This is a genomic window from Rhodococcus sp. 05-2256-B1, from assembly GCF_002258465.1.
Taxonomy (GTDB): Bacteria; Actinomycetota; Actinomycetes; order Mycobacteriales; family Mycobacteriaceae; genus Rhodococcoides; species Rhodococcoides fascians.
The window spans coordinates 373,994-397,033 of the sequence record NZ_NOZA01000031.1 but is presented as its reverse complement, the minus strand read 5'-3'; the positions used below and the strand labels follow the sequence as shown (position 1 = coordinate 397,033).

Below are 23,040 nucleotides of genomic sequence, written 5' to 3'. Positions count from 1 at the left end.
CTCTTCTGGATCTTCACCGTCGCAGGCAACGCAGTCCTGCCCGTCAGTGTGCGCATTGCATTGGCCTCGTAGCTCTTCTCATCGATCTGGAGAACAATGACCGACTTGCAGAAGCCCGCGCCCTCCGGTGCCCCGGAAAAGCTCGACGGAGCGTTGCTGAAGATCGCCGGTGTCGTCGTTCTCGGCGCGATCATGTCGATTCTCGACGTCACCGTCGTCAGCGTGGCCTTGAGGACGTTCACCGACGTGTTCGAGACCACGTATGCCAACGCGGCCTGGACGATGACCGGTTACACCCTCGCCTTGGCCACCGTCATCCCGTTGACGGGCTGGGCTGCGGACCGTTTCGGCACCAAGCGTCTCTACATCACGGCACTGGTGCTGTTCGTTCTCGGTTCGGTGCTGTGCAGTTTCGCCTGGGACATCACGTCGTTGATCGTGTTCCGCGTACTGCAGGGCCTCGGCGGAGGCATGTTGATGCCCCTGGGCATGACGATCATGACGCGTGCCGCCGGCCCCGAACGGATCGGCCGGGTGATGGCCGTGCTCGGTGTGCCGATGCTGATCGGGCCCATCGCGGGCCCCATCCTCGGCGGTTGGCTGATCGAGGCCGCGAGCTGGCACTGGATCTTCCTCATCAACTTGCCGATCGGCATTCTCGCGCTGATCGCAGCAATCGTGATCTTTCCGCGAGACAATCCGACCCCGTCGGAATCGTTCGACTTCCGCGGGATGCTGATGCTCTCGCCCGGTCTGGCCCTGTTTCTCTACGGTGCGTCGTCGGTCGTCGAAACCGAGACCGTACTGGCCGTCAAGGTGCTGGTTCCGGTCATCGTGGGCCTGGTGCTGATCGTGTTGTTCGTCTTCCACGCTCTGCGCGTCGAGCATCCGTTGATCGACCTGAGGCTCTTCCGGAACCGTTCACTCACCGTCGCAGTCATCACGACCACCTTCTTCATGGTCGCGTTCATGGGCGCAGGGTTGCTGTTTCCCAGCTACTTTCTGCTCCGCGGCGAGTCCACACTGTCGGCCGGGCTGCTTCTCGCACCGCAGGGTATCGGCGCGATGATAGCCATGCCGATCGCCGGAGTGATCGCGGACAAGACCGGTCCAGGACGAATCGTGCTGATGGGCATGGTCCTGATCACCGCAGGCATGGCGGTGTTCACCCAGGTCGGCACCAGCACGTCGTACACGTTGTTGATCGGAGCCTTGTTCGTCATGGGGCTGGGGCTCGGCTCGACGATGATGCCCATCATGACTGCTGCGCTGCAGACGTTGACGAACGAAACAGTCGCTCGCGGTTCGACATTGATGAACATCGTCCAGCAGGCCGCCGGATCGATCGGAACCGCGTTGATGTCGGTGGTGTTGACCGCGCAGCAGAAGCCGGCGCTGACGGCCTCGAGCCAGCTCGAAGCATTCGACATCTCGGCGCGCGCGTTCGGGACCACCTTCATGGTCGCGTTGGTGCTCATCGTCATCACGTTCGTGCCCGCGTTCTTCCTGCCCCGAACCAAGCACGTTTCTCAGGAATCCGCGCCGCCGATCGTGATGCACTGACGCGCCCGGAACCGACAAACCTCGCTCGAGCGGCGAATCTAGGCAAGGATCAGGGCGTGACGACAATTCTTGCGGTAGCGAATCAGAAGGGCGGCGTGGCCAAGACCACTACGGTCGCCTCGCTGGCAGCCGCGCTGCACGCACTCGACCGACGCGTTCTGGTGGTCGATCTCGACCCGCAGGGATGCCTGACGTTCTCGCTCGGTCACAACCCGGACAAGCTCGACTCGTCGGTGCACGAGGTATTGACCGGGGACGCACAGGTCGAGGACGTGCTGATCGAGACGGCGGAGGGGATCGTGCTGTTGCCCGCCACGATCGACCTCGCGGGTGCGGAGGCGCTGTTGCTCATGCGCGCCGGTCGCGAGTTCGCACTCAAGCGTGCTCTGGCACCGATTCTGCAGGATTTCGACGTGGTCGTCATCGATTGCCCACCCTCGCTCGGTGTTCTCACGCTGAACGGTCTCACTGCAGCGCAATCGGTTCTGGTCCCGCTCCAGTGTGAGACGCTCGCTCACCGCGGCGTCGGACAACTACTGCGGACGGTGTCCGAGGTGCAGCAGATCACCAACCCCGACCTCGCACTGCTGGGTGCACTGCCCACCCTGTTCGATGCCCGTACCACCCACAGCCGTGACGTGCTCGGCGATGTTTCCGACCGGTACTCGCTGCCGGTCCTCGCTCCGCCGATCCCCAGGACGGTGCGTTTCGCGGAGGCGAGTGCATCCGGCGCAACAGTGCTGTCGGGGCGAAAGAACAAGGGCGCGCAGGCGTATCGCGAGCTGGCCGAGAACTTGTTGGCCCACTGGGAGGGCACAGCGGAACTGAAGACGTACGACCCCGCGGAGTAGCTCCTCCAATCGGCCGTCCTCGATCAACCCAGCGCGACCAGGTCGGAACCGCGCTGCTCGACGACGACATCGCCGATCACGGAGGTCTGCACCGGTCCGTCGTAGTCGCCGCGATCGATCGGAATTTGGGCAGTGACCGTGCCGGTGGCGAGCTCGACCACCGCGATCGCGTCGGGCACGGGAACCAGTAGCCTGCCGGCCATGACGGCACCGCTGCCGAGGGCCCCGGGCATGGACCACGCCGGAGTCAGGTCGGTGGAGTTCAGTGCCTGCACTCCGGAGCCGGTGAACCAGGTGAACACCGAACCCTGTTTCGCTGCCGGCGAGGCGGGCGGTGCGGATGTTGGGCCGAGGCCCGCGGGGAGAACGAACTCGGAGACGGCCGTGGCGGTGTCGTCGTAGAGCGCGATGCGCGCAGGGGCACCGTTTGCGGACGGAACATACAGCGCGACAAGGCTTCCCGTCAGAGCCAGGACGCGTCCGGATGTCGGCTCCTGCTCCGAGGTGACGAGATCCGGGACCACCGAGGATCCGTACTCCTCGGGTTCGCTCGCATCCTTGGGGGCAGGGTTGAGCAGAGACAGTCGTGCGGCCGGCTCACCCGGGCACTGTTCGAGCACTGCCGTCCGCGAATTGGACGACGTGGTGGACAGGAGCGTGCATCCGGTTCTCGGCTGAGTACCCGGGTTGACCGGAGCATCGACGCGCCCGTATTCGAGTGTGCGCACCATGTCCGAGCGCCACAGTTCCATCCGAGTGTCACCTCGCGAGGTCACGTAGGTGCCGTCGGACGAGAGGTACACCGAGTCGTCTGCGTCGGAAGTGCGCTGTGCTGTGCGGACGCCGGTCGATCCGTCGAGCGTGGTCACCTGCGAGCAACCGCGGTCGTCGCGGTAGACCGAGACGGCAGTGTTCCAGGAGGCGATCACAGAGCACAGGGGTAGGTCTCGCGAGTACGACCACGCCGGGTCGCCGGAACGGGGGTCGTGGCCGACGACCGAACCGCCATCGGCGGTCACGACTGCCGAACCGGTCACGACCGGAACCGGCGTATGCGCCGAATCCGTCGCCGAACTCGGTGCCCGCCACAACTCGGACAGGGCGGCGGGCACGGAGGCGGCCGCCTCGGACGGCGCGAGTGGATTGTCGGCCGTGACAGAGGTGGTGCCCCGAGCGTCACCCGTGAGCCAGGCGACGCTCGCGGCCACGACCACCGTCACCGCGATGACTGCCGCGACGACGAGATCGGTTCTCGACCTACGTTCTGGAGCCAGCACGGCTGGAGACTACTCCGACGCGCTCGCCGTCGACGGTCCGGTCTCGGCGGACGATCCGCTCGTGCGGCGACGGCGTCGGCGACGAGGAGCGGTCTTGGTCGACGCTTCCGGTGTCGACGAATCGGTCGAATCCGACTGTGCTGCAACAGGGTTCGCGGTCGATGCGGAGGCGTTGACCGAGTCGGTCGAGGTCGAGGCCTGGTCCCCGTCCTGTCCCGCGCGGGTGCGACGGCGGCTGCGTGAGCGGCGCGGCTTGCTCGGTGCGGACGCCTCTGCCGACGGTGCTGCGGACTCGGTGTCGGGGGCCTTGTCAGCGGCCTGCTCCGCGGCTCGCGCGGGTGCCGCCTTGCGTACGGTGCCGGTCGCATCGGTGGGGATATCGAGCTCGGCGAACAGATGCGGCGAGCTCGAGTAGGTCTCGACCGGATCCGGCATACCCAGATTCAGGGCCTTGTCGATCAGCTGCCAGCGCGGGATATCGTCCCAGTCGACGAGGGTGACGGCGATACCGGTGCGCCCTGCACGGCCGGTACGGCCGATGCGGTGGACGTAGGTCTTCTCGTCCTCGGGGCACTGGTAGTTGATGACGTGGGTGACGTCGTCGATGTCGATACCCCGGGCCGCGACGTCGGTGGCGATCAGCACGTCGATCTTGCCGGTGCGGAACGCCTTGAGAGCCTTCTCGCGTTGGACCTGCCCGAGATCTCCGTGGACCGCGCCGACCGAGTAGCCACGCTCGGCGAGCTCGTCGGAGACCTTCTGCGCCGTGCGCTTGGTGCGGGTGAACACCATCGTCGCGCCGCGGCCTTCCGCCTTGAGGACCTTGGCGACCATCTCGACCTTGTCGAGTGCATGCGCCCGGTAGACGTGCTGGGCGGTGCGATCGTGCACGGCGGAGGACTCAGCCTCTTCGGCCCGGATGTGCGTCGGCTGCGTCAGGAACGTGCGCGCCAGCGTGATGATCGGGCCGGGCATCGTCGCGGAGAACAGCATCGTCTGACGCTTGTCGGGGACCATGCCCAGGATGCGTTCGATGTCGGGAAGGAACCCGAGGTCGAGCATCTCGTCGGCCTCGTCGAGAACCAGGACGCCGACCTTGCCGAGGATCAGGTGGTTCTGCTTGGCGAGGTCGAGTAGACGGCCGGGGGTGCCGACGACGACGTCGACGCCGTTCTGGAGCGCGCTGATCTGAGCTTCGTACGGGCGACCGCCGTAGATGGAAAGAACCTTCACCGGGCCGTTCGCGCCGCTGAGGTACTTCGATGCATTCTCGAGGTCGGAGCTGACCTGAACACACAGCTCACGGGTCGGCACGATGATCAGCGCGCGTGGCGTGCCGTCGAGCGGGGTCGTTCCGGAATTCTCCGTGGCGAGACGATGCAGAAGAGGCACGCCGAAACCGAACGTCTTGCCCATTCCGGTCCTGGCCTGCCCGATGAGGTCGTCGCCCGCGATGGCCAGCGGAAGAGTGAGCTCCTGGATGGCGAAGGTGCGCTCGATACCCATGTCGGCGAGTGCACGAACGATGTCGGCGTCGACGTTCAACTCGGCGAACGTCGGTGGCACATGCGTGTCGTCCAGTTGGGCCGACAGGGTGGTGTCGCCGGTCTCGGATTCTTGGTCTACGACTATCTTGCTCAGGGGACTGGCCTTCCTCGTGGTCGAACGTACGCACAAGGAAGGGCACAGGCCTATTGCCGGCCGAAGTCGATGCCCTCAATCCGATGTGATGTCGCCGTCAGCCTCAGCGCGGCCGCGAACTGTGACGTTCGCTGCGGCGAAGCTCTCGAGGCGACCCGGATCAGGTGCGCACACATTATCGATGATCGCCGCATCGGCTTTCGGTCCGTGTGACAGGTCCGCGAGCAACGATCGACACCATGGTAGCTTGCCCGGCCCGATTCTCCACGGTCGACGGGTCGCGGCAGGTGTGACGCGCCCCGCGACGGGGCGTCGGACACGGGTCTACGATTCGTGGAATGGGAGCCCATTCGTCGGAGTCGTCGTCGCCCGCAGTTGCATCCACCGCCCTCGTCGGGTCGAGCGATCCGGACAGAGGGGAGCCCGCGATCGCACACGATCACCCGGGCGTTCCCGACTTGTTCGCCGTGCTCGCCTACGGCGAGATCTCTGCGTTCTACCGGTTGGCGGAGGACGCTCGAATGGCTCCGTCCATGGAAGGCCGGGTGGCGCTGGCGAGTATGGCCGCCGCCGAGATGAGTCATTTCGAGACGTTGGAACAGGCTTTGTCCAACCGTGGCCTCGACGTGTATTCGTCGATGGATCCGTTCGTGCGGGCTCTGGACGAGTACCACGCCTCCACCACGCCGTCGACCTGGTTGGAGTCGCTGGTCAAGGCATACGTGGGTGACGGAATCGCCGCTGATTTCTACCGGCAGATCGCGCACAGCCTCGCCCCCGACGTCGCGGAGATCGTTCGCGACGTGTTGGCCGAGACCGGGCACTCGGAGTTCGTCGTCCACGAGGTGTCCGAACGGGTCCGGGCGAGCTCCCAGGACAAGGCACGCCTGATGTTGTGGGGGCGTCGGCTGCTCGGCGAGGCGATCACGCAGGCCCAGTTCGTGCTCGCGCAGCGCGAGTCGCTGACCGATCTCGTCATCACCGCGTCGGGCGACCTCAACGGGGTCGTCGCACTGTTCGATCGCATGCAGGAGCAGCATGCCGAGCGGATGTCCTCGCTCGGGTTGGACTGATCGGCTCGATCGGGCACCGGGCGGGGCGGGTCCCCGCCGGTGTTCGCTGACAGCACAGGCCTGGAAGCGGCTGCGGCACGCGGGCTGCACTAGCCTGGCGAGAACAGCGTCAGTTGTCGAGAGTTCGGAGGTTGACCGTGGAGGTCAAGATCGGTGTGTCGGAGAGTTCCCGTGAGCTCGTCGTGAACAGTGCGCAGTCCCCGGCCGAGGTCGAGGCGCTCGTATCGACCGCCTTCGCAGGTAAGGACGGAGTGCTGTCGTTGGAGGACGAGAAGGGACGCAAGTTCTTGATCCAGACCGCCAAGGTGTCGTACGTCGAGATCGGCCCGTCCGATCCTCGCAAGGTCGGGTTCGCAACCACCTGAGACGGCCGGTAACACCACACGCCCCTCGTTCTTCTCGAACGAGGGGCGTGTGGCGTATGTGGGAGGGATGCCCGACCGGCTGGTTACGGAGACTGCAGCGGAACGTGCGACAAGCCGCCCCAGGCCAGTGAGACCGTGGTGTCGACGGCGTCTTCCTTGGAGATCGGCCGATCTGCTTCGAGCCAGTAGCGCGCGGTGAACTGGCTGGCGCCGACTAGGCCGACGGCCAGCACTCGTGCTCGGTACGGATCGAGTCCGGAATCGTGGGCGACCAGGTCGAAGACGGCGTCGACGCATGCTTCGGTCGCCTGCTCCACGCGGGCGTTGACCTGAGGGTCACCCATCAGATCCGACTCGAAGACCAGACGGAAACCCTGGGTGTCGGTGTCGACGAAATCGTAGAACGCCAGAACCGCGGCGCGGACGCGTTGCTTGTTGTCCGTCGTCGAACGCAGAGCCTGACGAACCCCGGCGATGAGGGTGTCGACGTAGCTCTGCAGTACCGCCAGGTACAGCTCGAGTTTGCCGGGGAAGTGCTGGTAGAGAACCGGCTTGCTGACTCCGGCGCATTCGGCGATCTCGTCCATTCCCGACGCGTGATAGCCGCGGGTCACGAAGATTTCGCTCGCAGCAGCCAGCAGTTGCGCCCGACGGGCATCACGCGGCAGCCTGGCGCTGCGGCGGTTGCCGGTGGTGGCCGGACGGTCGGAGGACCTCCGGTCGTCGAGATCTGTCATCAAATATGTTCCCATCGCGTCGACAGCTGCGCTCGTCTTGGTTCGACAACGTGCGGTCCGGCGTGAACTTTCGGCGGGTGGCCTTCGGTTCGGACCGCTCGTAGCGCAGATCACGGGCAACGATACTCGTGGCCGTCGGCACCGCTGGGATCCTGGGGGATCCTTGTCGGAAACGGTCGATCTCGAATCACATCGGATGGTTTGTTTGTACGATGTTTGTCGTACCGAGAGCCCGATAGATCCGTCCCCGGTATCGGCGTGCCGAGCGGCGAGCGAGCAGGATTGTGAGATCGTGAGCGAGTGACTGACCGAGGCGAGCCGCGAATTCGCGGCGGTGTGCAGTCCGGCGGGTTCGACGAGCGGTCGGACGATCTTCCACGAGGCGTGGGTGGTCGTGGGTCGCATCAGCCCTTGCGCGCGCAGTGGGACCCGACGCAGCGCGAGGTCAAGGACCGCAGTCGCCGCCCCGAGCGTGACGTGCGTAAACAGACCAAGTTGGGAAAGTTCGCCGCCACCTACGGCTGGCGGGCGTACGCGGTACCGATCCTGATCGCCGTCACCGCGCTCGTGGTCGTCGATGCCGTTCGGGCCGGTGACCCGGTTGTCGGCACCGCCTCTCAGGGCACCTCGCAGGACCCAGGGTTCGGCACGCTGAGCTCCGATACGTCCGGAACCGGAATCATCGGGGTCCCGCCGCAGGCCGACGGCAACTTCGCGGAAACGATCTCGTCCGGTGAGCTGCCCGACGGTGGACCGTTCGCGGTGCAGGGGGCAGGCACCTGGCACACCGTCGCCGGGAGCACCGAGCAGGTCGGCCAGGGAACCGAGCGGGTGTTCACCTATACCGTCGAGGTCGAGGACGGTGTGGACACCGTCGGTTTCGGCGGCGACGAGTCGTTCGGCCGTCTGGTGGATCAAACGTTGGCCAACCCCAAGAGCTGGACCAACGACCCGCGTTTCGCGTTCCGGCGTATCGATCAGGGTGACCCGGATTTCCGGATTTCCCTGACGTCGCAGATGTCCATTCGGCAGGCGTGTGGATACGACATCCAACTCGAGGTGTCCTGCTACAACCCCGGCATCGAACGGGTCGTGCTCAACGAACCCAGATGGGTACGCGGAGCGATCTCCTTCCAGGGAGACATCGGTTCGTACCGTCAATATCAGATCAACCACGAGGTCGGGCACGCCATCGGCTACCAGCAGCATCAGCCGTGCGAAACCGACGGCGGGCTGGCACCGGTGATGATGCAGCAGACGTTCGGAACGGCCAATGACGACATCGCGCGGCTCGACCCCGAGGGCGTCGTGCCCATGGACGGCAAGACCTGCCGGTTCAACCCGTGGCCCTATCCACGCGGGTGAGCAATCGCGGATTAGATTCGAAGGCGGCGAACGCAGTTATGTGGTCGCCCCGTCGAGTCGAGGAGAGTCGCTGAGCGTGGTCCACCTACCGCCACTGGTCGAAGCCACCGGTGAACTGACCTCCGAGGAGGTTGCCAGGTACAGCCGTCACCTGATCATTCCGGACGTCGGAACGGACGGCCAGAAGCGGTTGCGGAACGCCCGCGTGCTCGTGGTCGGAGCCGGCGGACTGGGTTCGCCTGCGCTGCTGTACCTCGCGGCCGCCGGCATCGGAACTCTGGGCATCGTGGAATTCGACGACGTCGAGCTTTCCAACCTCCAGCGACAAGTCATCCATGGGCGGTCCGACGTCGGACGACCGAAGGCCGACAGCGCACGGGACTCGATCCTCGAACTCAACGACGGCGTCACGGTGGTGCTGCACAGGGTCCGCCTCGACTCGTCCAACGCGATCGATATCTTCGGCGATTACGATCTCGTTCTCGACGGCACCGACAACTTCGCCACCCGATACCTCGTCAACGACGCGGCCGCACTGGTCGGTATCCCGTACGTGTGGGGTTCGATCTACCGGTTCGAGGGGCAGGTCTCGGTGTTCTGGGATGCAGCTCCGGGCGGCGTCGGGATCAACTATCGAGATCTGTACCCCGAGGCTCCGCCGCCGGGAATGGTGCCCTCTTGCGCCGAGGGTGGCGTCCTGGGCGTGCTCTGCGCCTCGATCGGGTCGGTGATGGTGACGGAAGCCATCAAGTTGATCACCGGAATAGGCGAGACGCTGCTGGGACGGCTGATGATCTACGACGCGTTGGCCATGAGCTACCGAACCGTCGGACTGGCCCGTGATCCGCACCGAACCCCTATCACGGAACTGATCGACTACGACGCCTTCTGCGGGGTGGTGCCGGCCGTCGAATCCGACGACGCCTCGATCAGCCCCGAGCAGCTACGGGCGATGTTGGATTCCGGACGCGAGGTCGCCTTGATCGACGTGCGTGAGCCGGTGGAGTGGGACATCGTGCGGATCGAGGGCGCTCGGCTGATACCGCGCGGGCGAATTCTGTCCGGGGCGGCGTTGGCCGAACTGCCACAGCAGGTACCGATCGTTCTGTACTGCAAAACCGGCATCAGGTCCGCGGAGGTTCTCGACGCTCTCGTCGGTGCCGGTTTCACCGACGCAACCCATCTCGACGGCGGAATCGTGGAGTGGGCCAAGCAGATCGAGCCCGGCCTGCCCATCTACTGACGTGGCGGCTGGGCCGCATGCGCGCGTCGTCCGCAGAGCTCTGCCCGATCGGCGGTACCGTGGCGTTCGTGAGCTCTGTCGAACCTCCTCAGCACGTGATCTCTACGTTCGGGCTGCGCGATGTCGAGCCTGCGCCACTGGGTGCGGACTGGGACGGAGGGTGGCGTCTGGGTGACGTCGTGCTCTCGCCCGTCGCCGATCATGCTCGCGCAGCCTGGTCTGCGAAGGTGCGAGAAACACTGACTGTGGACGGTGTGCGCCTCGCTCGACCGGTGCGCTCGACCGATGGTCGATACGTCGTGTCCGGTTGGCGTGCAGATACGTTCGTCGCAGGCGAACCCGAGCCTCGCCACGACGAAGTGGTCTCGTTGTCCATGCGGTTGCACGCAGCGACCGCGCAGTTGGAACGTCCCCGCTTCTTGGTGCAGCCACCCGTCGCCCCGTGGGCCGACGTCGACGTGTTCGTCGCGGCCGACCGGGCCGCCTGGGAGGCCGTTCCGCTACGGACCGCTCGCGGTGCGGGTGCGCCCGAGCCGTCGTCGAGTGACGGCAAGAGCAGCCTCGAATTGGTCAAACAGCTTGCGACACTGCGTAAGCCCGTCGAATCGCCGGACCAATTGGTACACGGCGACCTGTTCGGGACGGTGTTGTTCTCCGGCAGCGATGCTCCGGGGATCAGCGATATCACCCCGTACTGGCGTCCGGCGTCGTGGGCTGCCGGCGTCGCCGTGGTGGACGCGCTCTCGTGGGGAGACGCCGACGACGGTCTGGTGGGCCGGTGGGACGATCTACCGGAATGGCCGCAGATGCTGTTGCGCGCGTTGATGTTTCGTCTGGCTGTGCACGCACTTCATCCGCGGTCGACGTCGGAGGCATTTCCCGGCCTCGCGCGCACGGCAGATCTGGTGCGTCTCATTCTGTAGGTTCGGGCGCGTGGCCCGGAGGGGCGGAGAGTTCGCGGAACAGCGACCGGGCGGAGGCGATTGCCCGGGCCGAATCACCGTCCACGATGGCGTCGACGAGGGCTGTGTGCTCGGCGACGTAGTCGTCGTCGTGAGCAGTGGCGTGTTCTCTGATCGTCTCGTGGATCACCGGTAGCAACGAGTCGTAGAACTCCAGGTAGATCGCGTTGTGGCTGGCGGCGACGATGCTCCGATGCAGGCGCGCGTCGATTCGTACGGCGTCGGCCAACGGCACGTCGCCTCTCGACCAGGCGACATTGCGGTTCTCGAGGGCGTCGTTCATCTCTCGGATGTCGTGCTCGTCGCGTCGATCCGCAGCCAATGCTGCTGCGGTCACCTCGAGAGTTTCCCGGAGCTCGGTGACGTCGCGATAACGGGCGTCCGAGAAGTACTTGCCGAGGGTGCCGCCGAGGTCCGAGCAGGTCATGACGAACGTTCCCGACCCCTGCCGTCGCTCGACCATGCCGGCGTGGACGAGTGCCTGAACGGCCTCACGAACCGTGTTTCGCCCGGTGCCGGTCATCTCGCACAGCTCCGGTTCGGTGGGAATTCTGCTGCCGACCGGCCATCGTTTCGACGTGATCTCGTCGCGCAGGGCTGCAGTGACCTGGGTGATCAGGCTCGATCGGTGGACCTGGCGCACGGAGGCTCCTCGTTCTGGGGGCGGTGCAGTGCTCGGGTGCTGCGCCGACGATGATACTGCGTTGCACCCGATGATCCGGTCATCCTATGATTACGCGGTGAGTGCGCCTACCGTTTCCGAGACCACCCAGACCGGTACATCACTCGTTCGCGGCCGCCTACTGGTGTTCGCCGCCATCGTTCTCTCTGCGCTGACGCTGCGCGCCGCCGTGACATCCATCAGCCCTCTGTTCGGCAGGATCGCAACGGATCTGCAGTTCGGGGATGCCGTGATCGGCGTCGTCGGGATGCTGCCGCCGGCGATGTTCGCCGTGTTCGGGTTGGCGACACCGCTTCTCGCCAAGCGCACCGGTCTCGAGCGCGCCGCCCTGCTCGCCATGGCGTTGACCACGATCGGGATGGCCACCCGGGCATTCGCGCCGAACACGGCGTCATTGCTGGCGCTGTCCGCGATCGCCCTCGCCGGCATGGGTATCGGAAACGTCGTCATTCCACCTCTGGTCAAGCGGTACTTCTCGGATCGACTCGCAGTGGTCAGCACCATCTACATCTGTGCACTCCAGATCAGCACAATGATTCCGCCGCTGCTCGCGGTTCCGGTCGCCGATGCCCACGGGTGGCGGCTCTCCATCGGGGTCTGGGCGATCGTCGGTGTTGCCGCAGCATTGCCGTGGCTCGGTGTCGTGATCGCCCGACGTGGTCGCGACGAGAAGGACGTCTCTGCCGAGGCCGGTTCGGCGGCCGTGCACACCCGATCCGGCGGCCGCATCCATCGATCCTCGCTCGCGTGGGGAATGGTGATGATGTTCGCGATGACGTCGCTGATCACGTATTCGATGTTGACGTGGCTGCCGACGCTGTTGATCGACTCGGGTATCGGCGAGGGGTTGGCCGGAGCCTCGGTCGCCGCCTTCGGAGCGATGGGCCTGGTCACGTCGCTGGCCACGCCGACCCTCTGCGCAAAACTGCGAAATCCGTTCGGTCTCGTGCTGGTCGCCGCGGTGTGCTACCTCTGTGGGTTCTCCGGCTTGCACTTCTCGCCTGCCGCCGGAACGGTGATCTGGGTGTGCCTGATCGGCCTCGGCACGATGACCTTTCCGATGTCGCTGACGCTGATCAATCTCAGGACCCGCACCGCGGTCGGCTCATCCTCGCTCTCGGGCTTCACCCAGGGGTTGGGCTACGTGGTGTCGGCCACCGGCCCGATTCTGTTCGGCTTCCTGCACACCGTATCCGGCGGTTGGGGACTGCCGCTGACGCTGCTCACCGGATGCGTTGTGATTCTGCTGGTCGGCGGCTATCTGTGCTGTCGACCTCGGATGCTCGAAGACTCCTGGTGACCGGGCTCGTCGACGCGTTCGATCTCACGTACGCGTCGACGAGCGGGTGAGAACGAGTTAATCAGCGGGTCACCGCACGCAGCGCCGCTGCAACATGGCTTTCCTATCTTGGTGTCACTCACCGAACCAGGAGGCCATACGTGACCAGCCTTTCTCGCAGCGCTTCAGCCGAAACCGGCTCTGCTGCCACCGCACCCGTTCCGCCCGGAACCGTTCCCGTCTCGGTGAATCACCGGATCGCGCATTGGAATTCCGAGGACGTGCAGGCGTGGGAAGGCGGCGGTAAGCAGATCGCCAAACGAAACCTGATCTGGTCGGTCGTCGCCGAACACGTCGGCTTCTCGATCTGGTCGATCTGGTCGGTGATGGTGCTGTTCATGCCGTTGTCGGTTTACGGCATCGATGCCGCGGGCAAATTCTTCCTGGTGGCAGTCCCCACTCTCGTCGGTGCTGTCCTGCGCATTCCGTACACGTTCGCCACGGCGAAATTCGGCGGGCGCAACTGGACCATCTTCAGCGCTCTGGTGTTGTTGATTCCCACGCTGTTGACGATGTACTTCATGTTGAACCCGGCCTCGTACACCACGTACATCATCGTGGCGGCGTTCGCCGGAGTCGGCGGCGGTAACTTCGCCTCGTCGATGACGAACATCAACGCCTTCTATCCGCAGCGCGAAAAGGGTTGGGCCCTCGGACTGAACGCCGGCGGAGGCAACATCGGCGTACCCGTCATCCAGCTCATCGGTCTGCTGGTCATCGCTACCATCGGCAACACCGCACCCGAGATCGTCTGCGCCGTGTACCTGGTGTTCATCGCGATCGCCGCCGTCGGTGCCGCGCTGTACATGGACAACCTCGACAACCAGAAGACCAACGGCCGCTCCATGATCGACGTGTTGAAGTTCTCCGACGCATGGTGGATCGCCTTCCTCTACATCGGCACGTTCGGATCGTTCATCGGCTTCAGCTTCGCATTCGGGCAGGTACTCCAGATCAACTTCCTGGCCGGATTGACCGACGGGGCACCCGCCACGGCGGCTCAGCAGGCCCAGGCCTCGCTGCACGCTGCACAGATCGCGTTCCTCGGGCCACTGCTGGGGTCGCTGTCGCGTCCGTTCGGCGGCAAGCTCGCCGACAAGATCGGCGGCGGAAAGATCACCCTGTACACGTTCGTGGCCATGACGTTCTCCACCGGAATTCTGGTAGCGGCCAGCACCTGGGACGACTCGACGCCCGGGGCGGCCAGCGGCACTGTGATGGTCCTCTTCGTCATCGGATTCATCGCACTCTTCTTGCTCTCGGGCCTCGGCAACGGGTCGGTGTACAAGATGATTCCCGCGATCTTCGCTGCGAAATCTGTTGCACTGCAGGGCATGACGGTCGAGGAACAGCAGCACTGGTCCCGCAAGATGTCCGGCGCACTGATCGGGATCGCCGGTGCCATCGGCGCACTCGGCGGTGTCGCCATCAACCTGGTGCTGCGGGCGTCGTACTCCGGTAGTGCGAAGTCGGCAACCACAGCGTTCTGGGTGTTCCTCGGCTTCTACGTGGTCTGCGCGATTGTCACGTGGGCGATCTACCTGCGCAGGACCGACTCCGCCGACGCCGACGCACGGGTAGCCGTCTGACGCTCGGTGCAGGCGCACTCGAAACACTCCGCACGGCAACGAAATCGGAAGGACCCGCAATGAAGAACGCGGTAGTGGTAGGGCACGGAATGGTAGGGCACAGGTTCGTCGAGGCGCTGCGGGCGCGCGACGAGGGTGCCGAGTGGAAGATCACGATCCTGTGCGAGGAAGCTCTGCCGGCGTACGACCGGGTGGGTCTGTCGTCCTACGTCGGTGCCTGGGACCACAAGGAACTTGCGTTGGCGGGCAACGACTATCCGGGCGACTCCCTCGTCGAGATGCGTACCGGGGTGCGGGCCGAACGCGTCGACCGTGACCACCGAACCGTCGTCACCTCGGCCGGCGACACCGTGGACTACGACGCGCTGGTCCTCGCCACCGGCTCCTACCCGTTCGTCCCGCCGATCGACGGACACGATCTGGCTGCGTGCTTCGTCTACCGCACCCTCGACGACCTGGACAGGATCCGCGCACGAGCCGACGAGGCCGGGCCGGGAGCAGTGGGCGTGGTCGTCGGCGGCGGCCTGCTCGGCCTCGAAGCGGCGAACGCGTTGAAGAAGATGGGTATGACGCCGCACGTCATCGAGTTCGCGCCGCGGTTGATGCCGCTCCAGGTCGACGAAGGCGGCGGTGCGCTACTGGCCCGCCTCGTCACCGATCTCGGATTGAACGTGCATGTGGGAGTGGGCACGTCGTCGATCACCGAGAACGACAGCGCCGGGTTGACGGTCGAGCTGAGCAACGGCGATACGATCGACGCGGCGCTGCTGGTGTTCTCCGCCGGGGTGCGACCGCAGGACCGGCTGGCTCGCGAGAGCGGCCTCGAGGTCGGCGAGCGCGGCGGTATTCTGGTCGACATCGGCTGCACCACATCCGATCCCGACGTCTACGCCATCGGCGAATGTGCTGCGGTCGAAGGCCGATGCTACGGACTCGTCGCGCCCGGATATTCGACGGCCGAGGTGGTAGCCGACCGATTGCTCGGCGGCGCAGCGGAGTTCCCCGGAGCGGACATGTCGACCAAGCTCAAGCTCATGGGCGTCGATGTGGCGAGCTTCGGTGACGCGATGGCCGCAACTCCGGGTGCACTCGAGGTGGTCTTCAGCGACGCACCCAAGGGTACCTACGCCAAGCTCGTCGTCACCGACGACGCCAAGACGTTGCTCGGCGGCATCCTCGTCGGCGACGCATCGGCGTACTCGTTGCTCCGGCCGCTCGTCGGACGCGAATTGCCGGGCGATCCGGGTTCGTTGATCTCTCCGGCGGCCGAGCAGGTCGGCATCGGAGCGCTTCCCGACGACGCCGAGATCTGCTCGTGCAACGGTGTGACGAAGGGTGCGATCTGCTCGGCCATCTCCGACGGTGCGTGCGATCTGGCCGCGGTGAAGAGCTGCACCACGGCAGGCACCACCTGTGGAGGATGCTTGCCGTCGATCAAATCGCTGCTGGCGGCATCGGGAGTGGTGCTGTCGAAGTCGTTGTGCGAGCACTTCTCTCAGTCGAGGGCCGAGCTGTTCGAGATCGTACGGGCGACGAACACCCGAACTTTCTCGTCGTTGATCGCCAAGTACGGATCGGGTGCCGGCTGCGACATCTGCAAGCCCGTCGTGGCCTCGATTCTCGCGTCCACCTCGTCGGATCACATTCTCGACGGTGAACTGGCGTCGTTGCAGGACACCAACGACCACTTCCTGGCCAACATCCAGAAGAACGGCACCTATTCGGTGGTGCCTCGGATGCCGGGAGGGGAGTGCACGCCCGAGCAGTTGATCGTCATCGGTGAGGTCGCCCGGGACTTCGGGCTGTACACCAAGGTGACCGGCGGGCAACGCATCGACATGTTCGGTGCCCGCGTCGAGCAGCTTCCCGAAATCTGGAAGCGGCTCGTCGACGCAGGCATGGAATCGGGTCAGGCGTACGGAAAGTCGCTGCGTACGGTCAAGAGCTGCGTCGGGTCCAGCTGGTGCCGCTACGGTGTTCAGGACTCGGTGGGAATGGCCGTCGACCTCGAGAACCGGTACCGCGGACTGCGCTCGCCGCACAAGATCAAGTTCGGAGTGTCGGGCTGCGCACGTGAGTGCGCCGAAGCCCGCGGCAAGGACGTCGGCATCATTGCCACCGAAGGTGGCTGGAATCTCTACGTGGGCGGCAACGGTGGCCAGTCGCCCAAGCACGCCCAGTTGCTCGCGTCCAACCTCGACGACGCCACACTCGTCAGCTACATCGACCGCTATCTGATGTTCTACGTCCGCACCGCGGACCGCCTGCAACGCACCGCACCGTGGCTGGAATCGCTCGATGGGGGATTGGACCACCTCAAAGCCGTCGTCTGCGAGGACAGCCTGGGCATCGGCGCAGAACTCGAGGCCGACATGGCACGCCACGTCGCCGGCTACAAGGACGAATGGGCAGGGGTGCTCGAGGACGAGGAGAAGCTCGGCCGGTTCGTGTCCTTCGTCAACGCTCCGGCCGAGGCCGATCCGACCATCGCGTTCGACGAGTCCGGCGCACGCAAGGTGCCCGTGCTGATGGGGATGCCGCGCATCGGAGCGTGACGTGCTCGAGTGACGGGTTCCTGACAACCGACAGGTCACGAACCTGAGCGCATGTGCACAGGTGGGTAATCGCCGCTTAACGGCCAAGAAACACGGGCAGCGTCAAATAGCTGACCAGGAGGTACGCCATGACTGTCATCGATTCACATACTTCGGTACCGAACGATCTTTCGCGAGACTGGACCCCGGCCTGCACCCTCGACGCTCTCATCCCGGGTCGCGGGGTGGCGGTGCTGCTGCGCGGCGGCACCCAGGCGGCACTGTTCTTGCTGGACGACGGACGACTGTTCGCGGTCGGCAACATCGATCCCTACGGCCGCGCTGCAGTGATGTCGCGTGGTCTGGTCGGCGACCGCGGCGGCGAGCCCACCGTCGCGTCTCCGCTGCTCAAGCAGGTCTTCTCTCTCGTCGACGGACGTTGCCTCGACGATGCGGAGGTCTCGCTCGGCTCGTTCGAGGTCGCCACGGTCGAGGGTGTCGTGCTCGTCCGCGGCGGATCTACGTGACCGAAAATGCCGGGGCGGACATGCCTCTGGCCGGGTTCACCGTCGGGGTGACGGCGTCGCGTCGCGCCGAGGAGTTCGCGACTTTGCTCGAGCGGCGTGGGGCCAGTGTGATGCGCGCGCCTGCGATCAGGATCATCCCGCTCGCCGACGACGCAGAGTTGGAACGCGTCACCGCGGCGATCATCGCTGCACCACCAGAGATCACCGTCGCCACCACGGGAATCGGTTTTCGTGGCTGGATCGAGGCCGCCGACGGTTGGGGGCGAGCCGAAGAACTCGGTCGTGCTCTGGGTGCGTCGCGACTGTTGGCGCGCGGTCCGAAGGCCACCGGTGCCATTCGCGCGGCGGATCTGCGCGAGGAATGGTCGCCTGCCTCCGAGTCGTCCGCCGAGGTGCTCGAACATCTGCTCGCCGAGGGCGTCGAGGGCAAACGCATAGCGGTACAACTGCACGGCGCGACCACCGAGTGGGAGCCGGTTACGGATTTTTGCGAGGTACTGCGTTGCGCCGGAGCCGAAGTGGTGCCGGTGCCCGTCTACCGTTGGACGGCGCCCGACGATCAGAGTCCGATGGATCGCATGATCGAATCGGTCGTCGTCGGTGATCTCGACGCCATCAGCTTCACCTCGGCACCGGCGGTCGCGTCGATGCTGATGCGTGCCGACGATAACGGCGTACTCGAGCCTCTGCTGCAGTCGATGCGTACGCGGGTGCTTCCGGTGTGCGTGGGGCCGGTCACCGCAGCCCCGCTCGAACAGCTGTCGGTTGCCACCACTGCGCCTGCGCGTGCGCGCCTCGGCGCGCTCGCCCGTCACATCGCCGAGGAGCTGCCCAGGAGAACCGGTCGCCTGCACGCAGGCGGGCATGTGGTCAGTGTTCGGGGTCGGTGTGTGGTGGTCGACGGGGAGGTGCGGCCCGTGTCCCCGGCCGGGATGGCGCTGATGAAGACGTTGAGTCGTAATCCGGGGCGCGTGGTCTCCCGTGAAGACCTGTTGGCCTCGTTGCCCGGAGGGGGTGGCGATACCCACGCGGTGGAGACCGCCATGACCCGACTCCGTTCCTCACTGGGGGCACCCAAGGCGATCCAGACCGTGGTCAAACGCGGCTACCGTATCGCGTTGGACTATATCGAGACCGAATCCGACTGTGATGCACACGAACCCGCGGGGGCTGTTTCCGTGAGCGAGGGGAGTAAGTACTGATGGAACCCACCTTGGTGTTGGTCGCACACGGCACTCGAAACCCGCGCGGTGTGGAGATGGTCGCCGCGCTCGCCGACGCCGTCTCGAAGCAGATCGGTACTACGCGTGTCGCCTTCGTCGACGTGCTGGGACCGTCCCCGTCCGAGGTGCTGCGCGATACTCCGGAATCCGCGGTCGTCGTTCCGGCATTTCTGGCATCGGGTTATCACGTCCACACCGACGTGCCGCGCGAGATCACGGACAGTGCGCACTCGTCGGTCGCCGTCACCCGTGCCCTCGGGCCGGACCCGGTGCTCGCACGAGTGATGGTCGATCGGCTCCGGGACGCCGGCTGGCGAGCCGGCCAGAGCATCGTGCTCGCGGCCGCAGGATCATCCGATCCTCGTGCGTTGCAGGAACATCGGATCGCGGAAGCGATGCTCGCGGACGCGGCTCGGACACCGGTGAAGATCGGATACGTGGCCACCAGTACGCCGACCGTCGCGCAGGCGGTGTCCGGGCTGCGGGAAGCCGGGCACGATCGAGTGTTCGTGGCGAGCTATCTGCTGGCTCGTGGGCTCTTCCACAATCGGTTGGCCGACGTGGGAGCCGACGGCGTCGGTGCGCCGCTCGGGGTGCATCCGGCCATCGTCGATCTCGTCGTCGAGCGGTACCACGAGGGTGTTCGGCTGCTGGCCGGTTCGGAATTCAGTACGGCAACGGAAGAATTGTCACCGGCTCGTCGTCGCTGACGTCGGCGGGTATCACGGCGAGAGCATCACGGCCGACGAGGTGCGCCAGATGAGCTGTCCGGACCTTGACGTCGGCTCGCCAGCGGGTACCGTCGGCCACCACGGGAACGATTCGAGGGATCGGGGCTCGAACCTCGGATGCATTGGACAACAACCCCGTTCGCGGTGAACGCGGAATGCGAGCGGTGAGCGCGTCGACGATCGCCGGTGCGGTCAGCAGCGCCGTGCTCACTGCCGCGAGCGGATTGCCGGGGAGGCCGAGGACAACCGTACTGTCGGGCAGGGTCGCGGTGATCTGGGATCCGCCGGGACGCACGCGCACTCGCCCGACCACGGTCTCGGCATCGAGGGCGGCGAGCGTGGAGCGTAGCTGATCGGCGGCACCTCCTCCGGTGGCTCCGACCACGACCACGAGGTCGATGTTTTCGGTACTTCCCAAGAGGTCGGCGAACGCGGTCGCATTGTCGTCGAGCAGCAGTACGTCCACGACGGCGATTCCACAGTGCGCCAGATACTCCGGCAGCGCCGATCCGAGTGCATCCCTGGTCTCACCGGGTGCCAGCGGACCCGATACCCGAATCTCGTTTCCGCTGATGACAATTCGTGCGCGAACCGGTCCCCGCACATCGAGTTCGGTCACCTCCGCGCTCGCGGCGAGTGACCGAACAGCAGTGTCGATTGCGGTACCCGAGGCAACCAACTCCGTTCCGGGAAGCCAGTCCTCGCCGCGGCGACGCGTGTCATCGGTCGACGTCGCCGTCGGTGCGCGTTCCACGACGCCGGCCGGTGTCGTGACCGCGTGTTCGTCGCGAACGACCGCAGTGGCACCGGGAGGAAGCGCTGCGCCGGTCGCGATGCGTACTGCGCTGCCGTCGGCGAGTCGGGCGATGCCGGACGTTCCGGCGTAGGCGATATCGGGCCTCAGCGTCCACGGAGGGGGTCCGCTCACGGCAAATCCGTCCATCGCGGAGATGTCGACCGCAGGCAGTGCTGTTGCCGCCACCAACGGTTGCGCGAGCACGGTCCCCGCCGTGTCCTGCAACGGAATTCGATGAACCGGGAGGGCGGCTACTCGCTGTCGAATTCGTTCGTGCGCGGCGTCGATGTCGAGTACGTCCTCCGATCTCGACGAGGCTGCGGCGCGCGCGGCGACCAGATCGGCAGGGGTGTCGCAGTCCTCGATATCGGCAACCGTGACGACGCGGTGCTCGTTCGGTACGAGTGCGCGCATCGGGGCACCCTCGACGGTATCGAGCGCCGCCACCGCCGAGCGCAGCGCGCTGTAGCGCCAGACTCCGAGCAGGAACTGGGTGCGACCGGTGGCGTCGGCCGCGAACACTGCGTCGGTCTCGACTCGGTGGAACTGATCGATCAGTGACTGCACCGCAGAAGCATTCAGCAGCGGTATGTCCGACGCTACGACTGCCACCAGATCGGCTGTGCCGTCCAGTGTTTCGAGTCCGGCGGCCAGAGCTGCCACCGGGCCGCCGCCGGCGGGGAACTCTCGGGTCTGCACAACCGAACCCGGTACTGCGTCGCGTGTGGGGCCCACCAGTACCGTTCGGCGACAGTCCGAGACGGCCGCCACTGCAATGTCGACCAGTCGTCGTCCGCCGACGGTGAGCGCGGGCTTGTCGACTTCTGCCGATGCCGATGCCGATGCCGATGCCGATGCCGATGCCGAGCCGGCAAGGCCTGCCATTCGCGATCCGCGACCACCCGCGAGCACGATGGCGTCGCAGATCGGCTCGGTCGACGAGCCGCTCACCGGTGCGATCCCATCACGTCGGCAGCGGCACGTTCTGCAGTCGAACCTGGCCGCGCGCGATGGTCTTACCGCTGTCGGTCGCGGTGATCGTGACCAGCCAGAGTTGCTGAACGCGACCCTGCTGCAACGGTTCCGCGAGAACATCCACCCGTCCGCCTTTGCTGGCGCGCAGGAAATCGGTTCCGTTGTGCACTCCGACCGCGAACTCGCCGCGATCCTTGACCGCCTCACTCGCACCGATGCTCGCGGCGCTTTCCACAGCGCTGGTATAGACCCCACCGTGCACGACGCCCCAGGGCGTGAAGTGTTCCTCGGTCAACTCGATGTGCCCCGCTACCCGCGTGCCCGAGACCTCGTCGATCACCAGGCCGGCCGCGGCGACGAAAGTGCTCGCCTTGGACAGGGCGAACTTCGCCGTAGGGCGTGGATCGAACTGCCCGAGCCGATCTCCGATGTTCATCCTTCGAGATTAGTGGTCGACGTCGGAGGCTGGGGGAGCGCCCCGAAGTCGAAGCGAACGGACTTCAGCGACACTCGCCCGTCGCGGATCTCGACACCTTCTCCGCGCAGCGTCTCGAGTTGTCTCGTCGCCAGATGCGCCGCAGGCTTTCCGCTAGCACCCAGGACACGGTGCCACGGCAGATCGGCGGAGTCGGTCCGCATGATCCACCCAACGATGCGGGGGCTGGACAGGTCGGCCGCCGCCGCGATGTCCCCGTAGGTGGCAACGGAACCGACGGGAATCGACGCGACCAACGCGCGTACCCGCTCCACCTGCGCCTCGGTGATCGGAGCCATCTACAGCAGGGATCGCACCAGCTCGGCCACGTCGGCCGGCTTGGCCTGGCCGACCATGTGATCGCAGTCGAGTTCGACGGTGCGCAGGTTCTCGCCGAGCTTGTCTCGGAGCGCGGACACGAATTCTTCGGTCACATAAGGAGGTTCGACGCGCATGGCCCGCACCACGATGGTCGGGACGCTCTCGGCGGGCACCACGATCGGACGAGCGAGCTCGCCCCACGTCGCAACGATGGCCGGAATCGACATTCGCCACGCGACCTTCCCGCCGTCGGCAGGGACCAGGTGATCGGCGACCTCACGGTCGAGCAACTCGGTGGGCACGTCCGCCCATGCGCCGTGGATCTTCTCAGAACGCGCCTCGTCGGCGTCGGTGTAATCGGGGGACTTCGCAGTGGCCTCGGCGACCTCGAGCAGCTCCTCCGGCGGCAAGGCAATCGCAGGATCGAGCAGCACCAGCGCGCGCACCACCTCCGGGAACCGCTGTGCGAGATGCACGGCCAACGCGCCGCCGTACGAATGTCCGAGCACCACGACCGGACCGCGCGCATGGGCGTCGAGCACGGCCTTCAGTGCGGTGACCTGAGCGTCGATGTCCCACGGTGGAACGGACGGAGAACGGCCGTGGCCGATCAGATCGGGAGCCAGAACGCGGGCCTCGGGCAGGTGATTCTCGGCGAGGTCCCACCAACGGGCACCGTGACCGGTCACACCGTGAACGGCGAGGATTTCGGGACCGTCTGCGGGTCCGAACGTATGCAGATTCAACTCGGGCACGTGAACCACTATGCCG

21 protein-coding genes are annotated in these 23,040 nt (G+C 65.7%); 13 read left to right on the top strand and 8 right to left on the bottom strand.

The features are described from left to right. Positions 1-96: 96 nt before the first annotated feature. Together CH285_RS21875 and CH285_RS21870 are read left to right on the top strand one after the other, a co-directional pair. A complete protein-coding gene (locus tag CH285_RS21875; protein ID WP_032372689.1) occupies positions 97-1,563 on the top strand; it encodes a DHA2 family efflux MFS transporter permease subunit in 1,467 nt (488 codons plus the stop codon). 56 nt (positions 1,564-1,619) lie between these two features. After that, on the top strand, positions 1,620-2,414 hold the full coding sequence (locus tag CH285_RS21870) for a ParA family protein (protein ID WP_027496529.1): 795 nt from the start codon (positions 1,620-1,622) through the stop codon (positions 2,412-2,414). A gap of 23 nt (positions 2,415-2,437) precedes the next feature. Here the strand turns inward: CH285_RS21870 and CH285_RS21865 are convergent, their stop codons facing one another. Together CH285_RS21865 and CH285_RS21860 are read right to left on the bottom strand one after the other, a co-directional pair. Further along, on the bottom strand, positions 2,438-3,691 hold the full coding sequence (locus CH285_RS21865) for an Rv3212 family protein (RefSeq protein WP_094643062.1): 1,254 nt from the start codon (positions 3,689-3,691) through the stop codon (positions 2,438-2,440). Between the two features lie 9 nt (positions 3,692-3,700). After that, on the bottom strand, positions 3,701-5,257 hold the full coding sequence (locus CH285_RS21860; protein WP_230595127.1) for a DEAD/DEAH box helicase: 1,557 nt from the start codon (positions 5,255-5,257) through the stop codon (positions 3,701-3,703). Between the two features lie 413 nt (positions 5,258-5,670). On the opposite strand from CH285_RS21860, the gene CH285_RS21855 reads away from it, so the two are divergent. Together CH285_RS21855 and CH285_RS21850 are read left to right on the top strand one after the other, a co-directional pair. After that, complete coding sequence (locus tag CH285_RS21855; RefSeq protein ID WP_032366312.1) at positions 5,671-6,405, top strand: ferritin-like fold-containing protein; 735 nt, start codon at positions 5,671-5,673, stop codon at positions 6,403-6,405. 137 nt (positions 6,406-6,542) lie between these two features. After that, the gene (locus CH285_RS21850) at positions 6,543-6,770 is read left to right on the top strand and encodes a DUF3107 domain-containing protein (protein WP_027496533.1); all 228 of its coding nucleotides are present in this window, start codon (positions 6,543-6,545) and stop codon (positions 6,768-6,770) included. Positions 6,771-6,853: 83 nt separating this feature from the next. On the opposite strand, the gene CH285_RS21845 is transcribed toward CH285_RS21850, so the two are convergent. Beyond that, positions 6,854-7,507, bottom strand: a complete 654-nt coding sequence (locus tag CH285_RS21845) for a TetR/AcrR family transcriptional regulator (protein WP_027496534.1) — start codon at positions 7,505-7,507, stop codon at positions 6,854-6,856. Between the two features lie 336 nt (positions 7,508-7,843). Here CH285_RS21845 and CH285_RS21840 point away from each other — a divergent pair, with 336 nt between their 5' ends. The 3 genes from CH285_RS21840 (at position 7,844) to CH285_RS21830 (ending at position 11,038) form a co-directional block, all read left to right on the top strand. Further along, the gene (locus CH285_RS21840) at positions 7,844-8,872 is read left to right on the top strand and encodes a DUF3152 domain-containing protein (RefSeq protein WP_370878773.1); all 1,029 of its coding nucleotides are present in this window, start codon (positions 7,844-7,846) and stop codon (positions 8,870-8,872) included. A gap of 76 nt (positions 8,873-8,948) precedes the next feature. Then, complete coding sequence (gene moeZ / locus CH285_RS21835; RefSeq protein ID WP_080732074.1) at positions 8,949-10,115, top strand: adenylyltransferase/sulfurtransferase MoeZ; 1,167 nt, start codon at positions 8,949-8,951, stop codon at positions 10,113-10,115. A 68-nt stretch (positions 10,116-10,183) separates the two neighbouring features. After that, the gene (locus CH285_RS21830) at positions 10,184-11,038 is read left to right on the top strand and encodes a TIGR02569 family protein (RefSeq protein ID WP_027496537.1); all 855 of its coding nucleotides are present in this window, start codon (positions 10,184-10,186) and stop codon (positions 11,036-11,038) included. Here CH285_RS21830 and CH285_RS21825 read toward each other — a convergent pair. Continuing rightward, a complete protein-coding gene (locus CH285_RS21825) occupies positions 11,028-11,720 on the bottom strand; it encodes a FadR/GntR family transcriptional regulator (RefSeq protein WP_032383476.1) in 693 nt (230 codons plus the stop codon). The two genes, CH285_RS21830 and CH285_RS21825, sit on opposite strands and share 11 nt — an antisense overlap. A 97-nt stretch (positions 11,721-11,817) precedes the next feature. On the opposite strand from CH285_RS21825, the gene CH285_RS21820 reads away from it, so the two are divergent. From CH285_RS21820 to CH285_RS21795, 6 genes are all read left to right on the top strand, one after another. Next, entirely contained in the window at positions 11,818-13,059 is a 1,242-nt protein-coding gene (locus tag CH285_RS21820) for an MFS transporter (RefSeq protein WP_027496539.1), read from the top strand. A gap of 224 nt (positions 13,060-13,283) precedes the next feature. After that, positions 13,284-14,687: a nitrate/nitrite transporter gene (locus tag CH285_RS21815; RefSeq protein WP_032383614.1), complete on the top strand. Its 1,404-nt coding sequence runs from the start codon at positions 13,284-13,286 to the stop codon at positions 14,685-14,687. Positions 14,688-14,746: 59 nt separating this feature from the next. Then, positions 14,747-17,242 carry a nitrite reductase large subunit NirB gene (nirB, locus tag CH285_RS21810; protein ID WP_032383613.1) on the top strand — a complete coding sequence of 832 codons (2,496 nt, stop codon included), beginning with the start codon at positions 14,747-14,749 and terminating at the stop codon, positions 17,240-17,242. Between the two features lie 128 nt (positions 17,243-17,370). Continuing rightward, a complete protein-coding gene (nirD, locus tag CH285_RS21805) occupies positions 17,371-17,748 on the top strand; it encodes a nitrite reductase small subunit NirD (protein ID WP_027496542.1) in 378 nt (125 codons plus the stop codon). A gap of 20 nt (positions 17,749-17,768) precedes the next feature. Next, entirely contained in the window at positions 17,769-18,950 is a 1,182-nt protein-coding gene (locus CH285_RS21800; RefSeq protein ID WP_032383612.1) for a uroporphyrinogen-III synthase, read from the top strand. Next, positions 18,947-19,681 carry a sirohydrochlorin chelatase gene (locus CH285_RS21795; protein WP_080730106.1) on the top strand — a complete coding sequence of 245 codons (735 nt, stop codon included), beginning with the start codon at positions 18,947-18,949 and terminating at the stop codon, positions 19,679-19,681. The genes CH285_RS21800 and CH285_RS21795 overlap by 4 nt, the downstream gene beginning before the upstream one ends. Here CH285_RS21795 and CH285_RS21790 read toward each other — a convergent pair. The 4 genes from CH285_RS21790 to CH285_RS21775 are packed head-to-tail and all read right to left on the bottom strand — an operon-like array spanning position 19,638 to position 23,024. Then, on the bottom strand, positions 19,638-21,449 hold the full coding sequence (locus CH285_RS21790; protein ID WP_255032401.1) for an NTP transferase domain-containing protein: 1,812 nt from the start codon (positions 21,447-21,449) through the stop codon (positions 19,638-19,640). The two genes, CH285_RS21795 and CH285_RS21790, sit on opposite strands and share 44 nt — an antisense overlap. A 13-nt stretch (positions 21,450-21,462) precedes the next feature. Next, positions 21,463-21,909, bottom strand: a complete 447-nt coding sequence (locus CH285_RS21785; protein ID WP_228139195.1) for a PaaI family thioesterase — start codon at positions 21,907-21,909, stop codon at positions 21,463-21,465. After that, complete coding sequence (locus tag CH285_RS21780) at positions 21,906-22,247, bottom strand: MGMT family protein (protein WP_027496546.1); 342 nt, start codon at positions 22,245-22,247, stop codon at positions 21,906-21,908. Before CH285_RS21780 ends, CH285_RS21785 begins: the two co-directional genes overlap by 4 nt. Continuing rightward, a complete protein-coding gene (locus CH285_RS21775) occupies positions 22,248-23,024 on the bottom strand; it encodes an alpha/beta hydrolase (protein ID WP_032372875.1) in 777 nt (258 codons plus the stop codon). It abuts the gene before it with no gap. Positions 23,025-23,040 lie beyond the last annotated feature (16 nt).

What these genes read in the sequence shown, in the direction of transcription:
- nirD (WP_027496542.1), top strand. Translation starts at nt 17,371, where the DNA reads ATGACTGTCATCGATTCACATACTTCGGTACCGAACGATCTTTCGCGA.
- CH285_RS21855 (WP_032366312.1), top strand. Translation starts at nt 5,671, where the DNA reads ATGGGAGCCCATTCGTCGGAGTCGTCGTCGCCCGCAGTTGCATCCACC.
- nirB (WP_032383613.1), top strand. Translation starts at nt 14,747, where the DNA reads ATGAAGAACGCGGTAGTGGTAGGGCACGGAATGGTAGGGCACAGGTTC.
- CH285_RS21845 (WP_027496534.1), bottom strand. Translation starts at nt 7,507, where the DNA reads ATGACAGATCTCGACGACCGGAGGTCCTCCGACCGTCCGGCCACCACC.
- CH285_RS21800 (WP_032383612.1), top strand. Translation starts at nt 17,769, where the DNA reads ATGCCTCTGGCCGGGTTCACCGTCGGGGTGACGGCGTCGCGTCGCGCC.
- CH285_RS21780 (WP_027496546.1), bottom strand. Translation starts at nt 22,247, where the DNA reads ATGGCTCCGATCACCGAGGCGCAGGTGGAGCGGGTACGCGCGTTGGTC.
- CH285_RS21875 (WP_032372689.1), top strand. Translation starts at nt 97, where the DNA reads ATGACCGACTTGCAGAAGCCCGCGCCCTCCGGTGCCCCGGAAAAGCTC.
- CH285_RS21785 (WP_228139195.1), bottom strand. Translation starts at nt 21,909, where the DNA reads ATGAACATCGGAGATCGGCTCGGGCAGTTCGATCCACGCCCTACGGCG.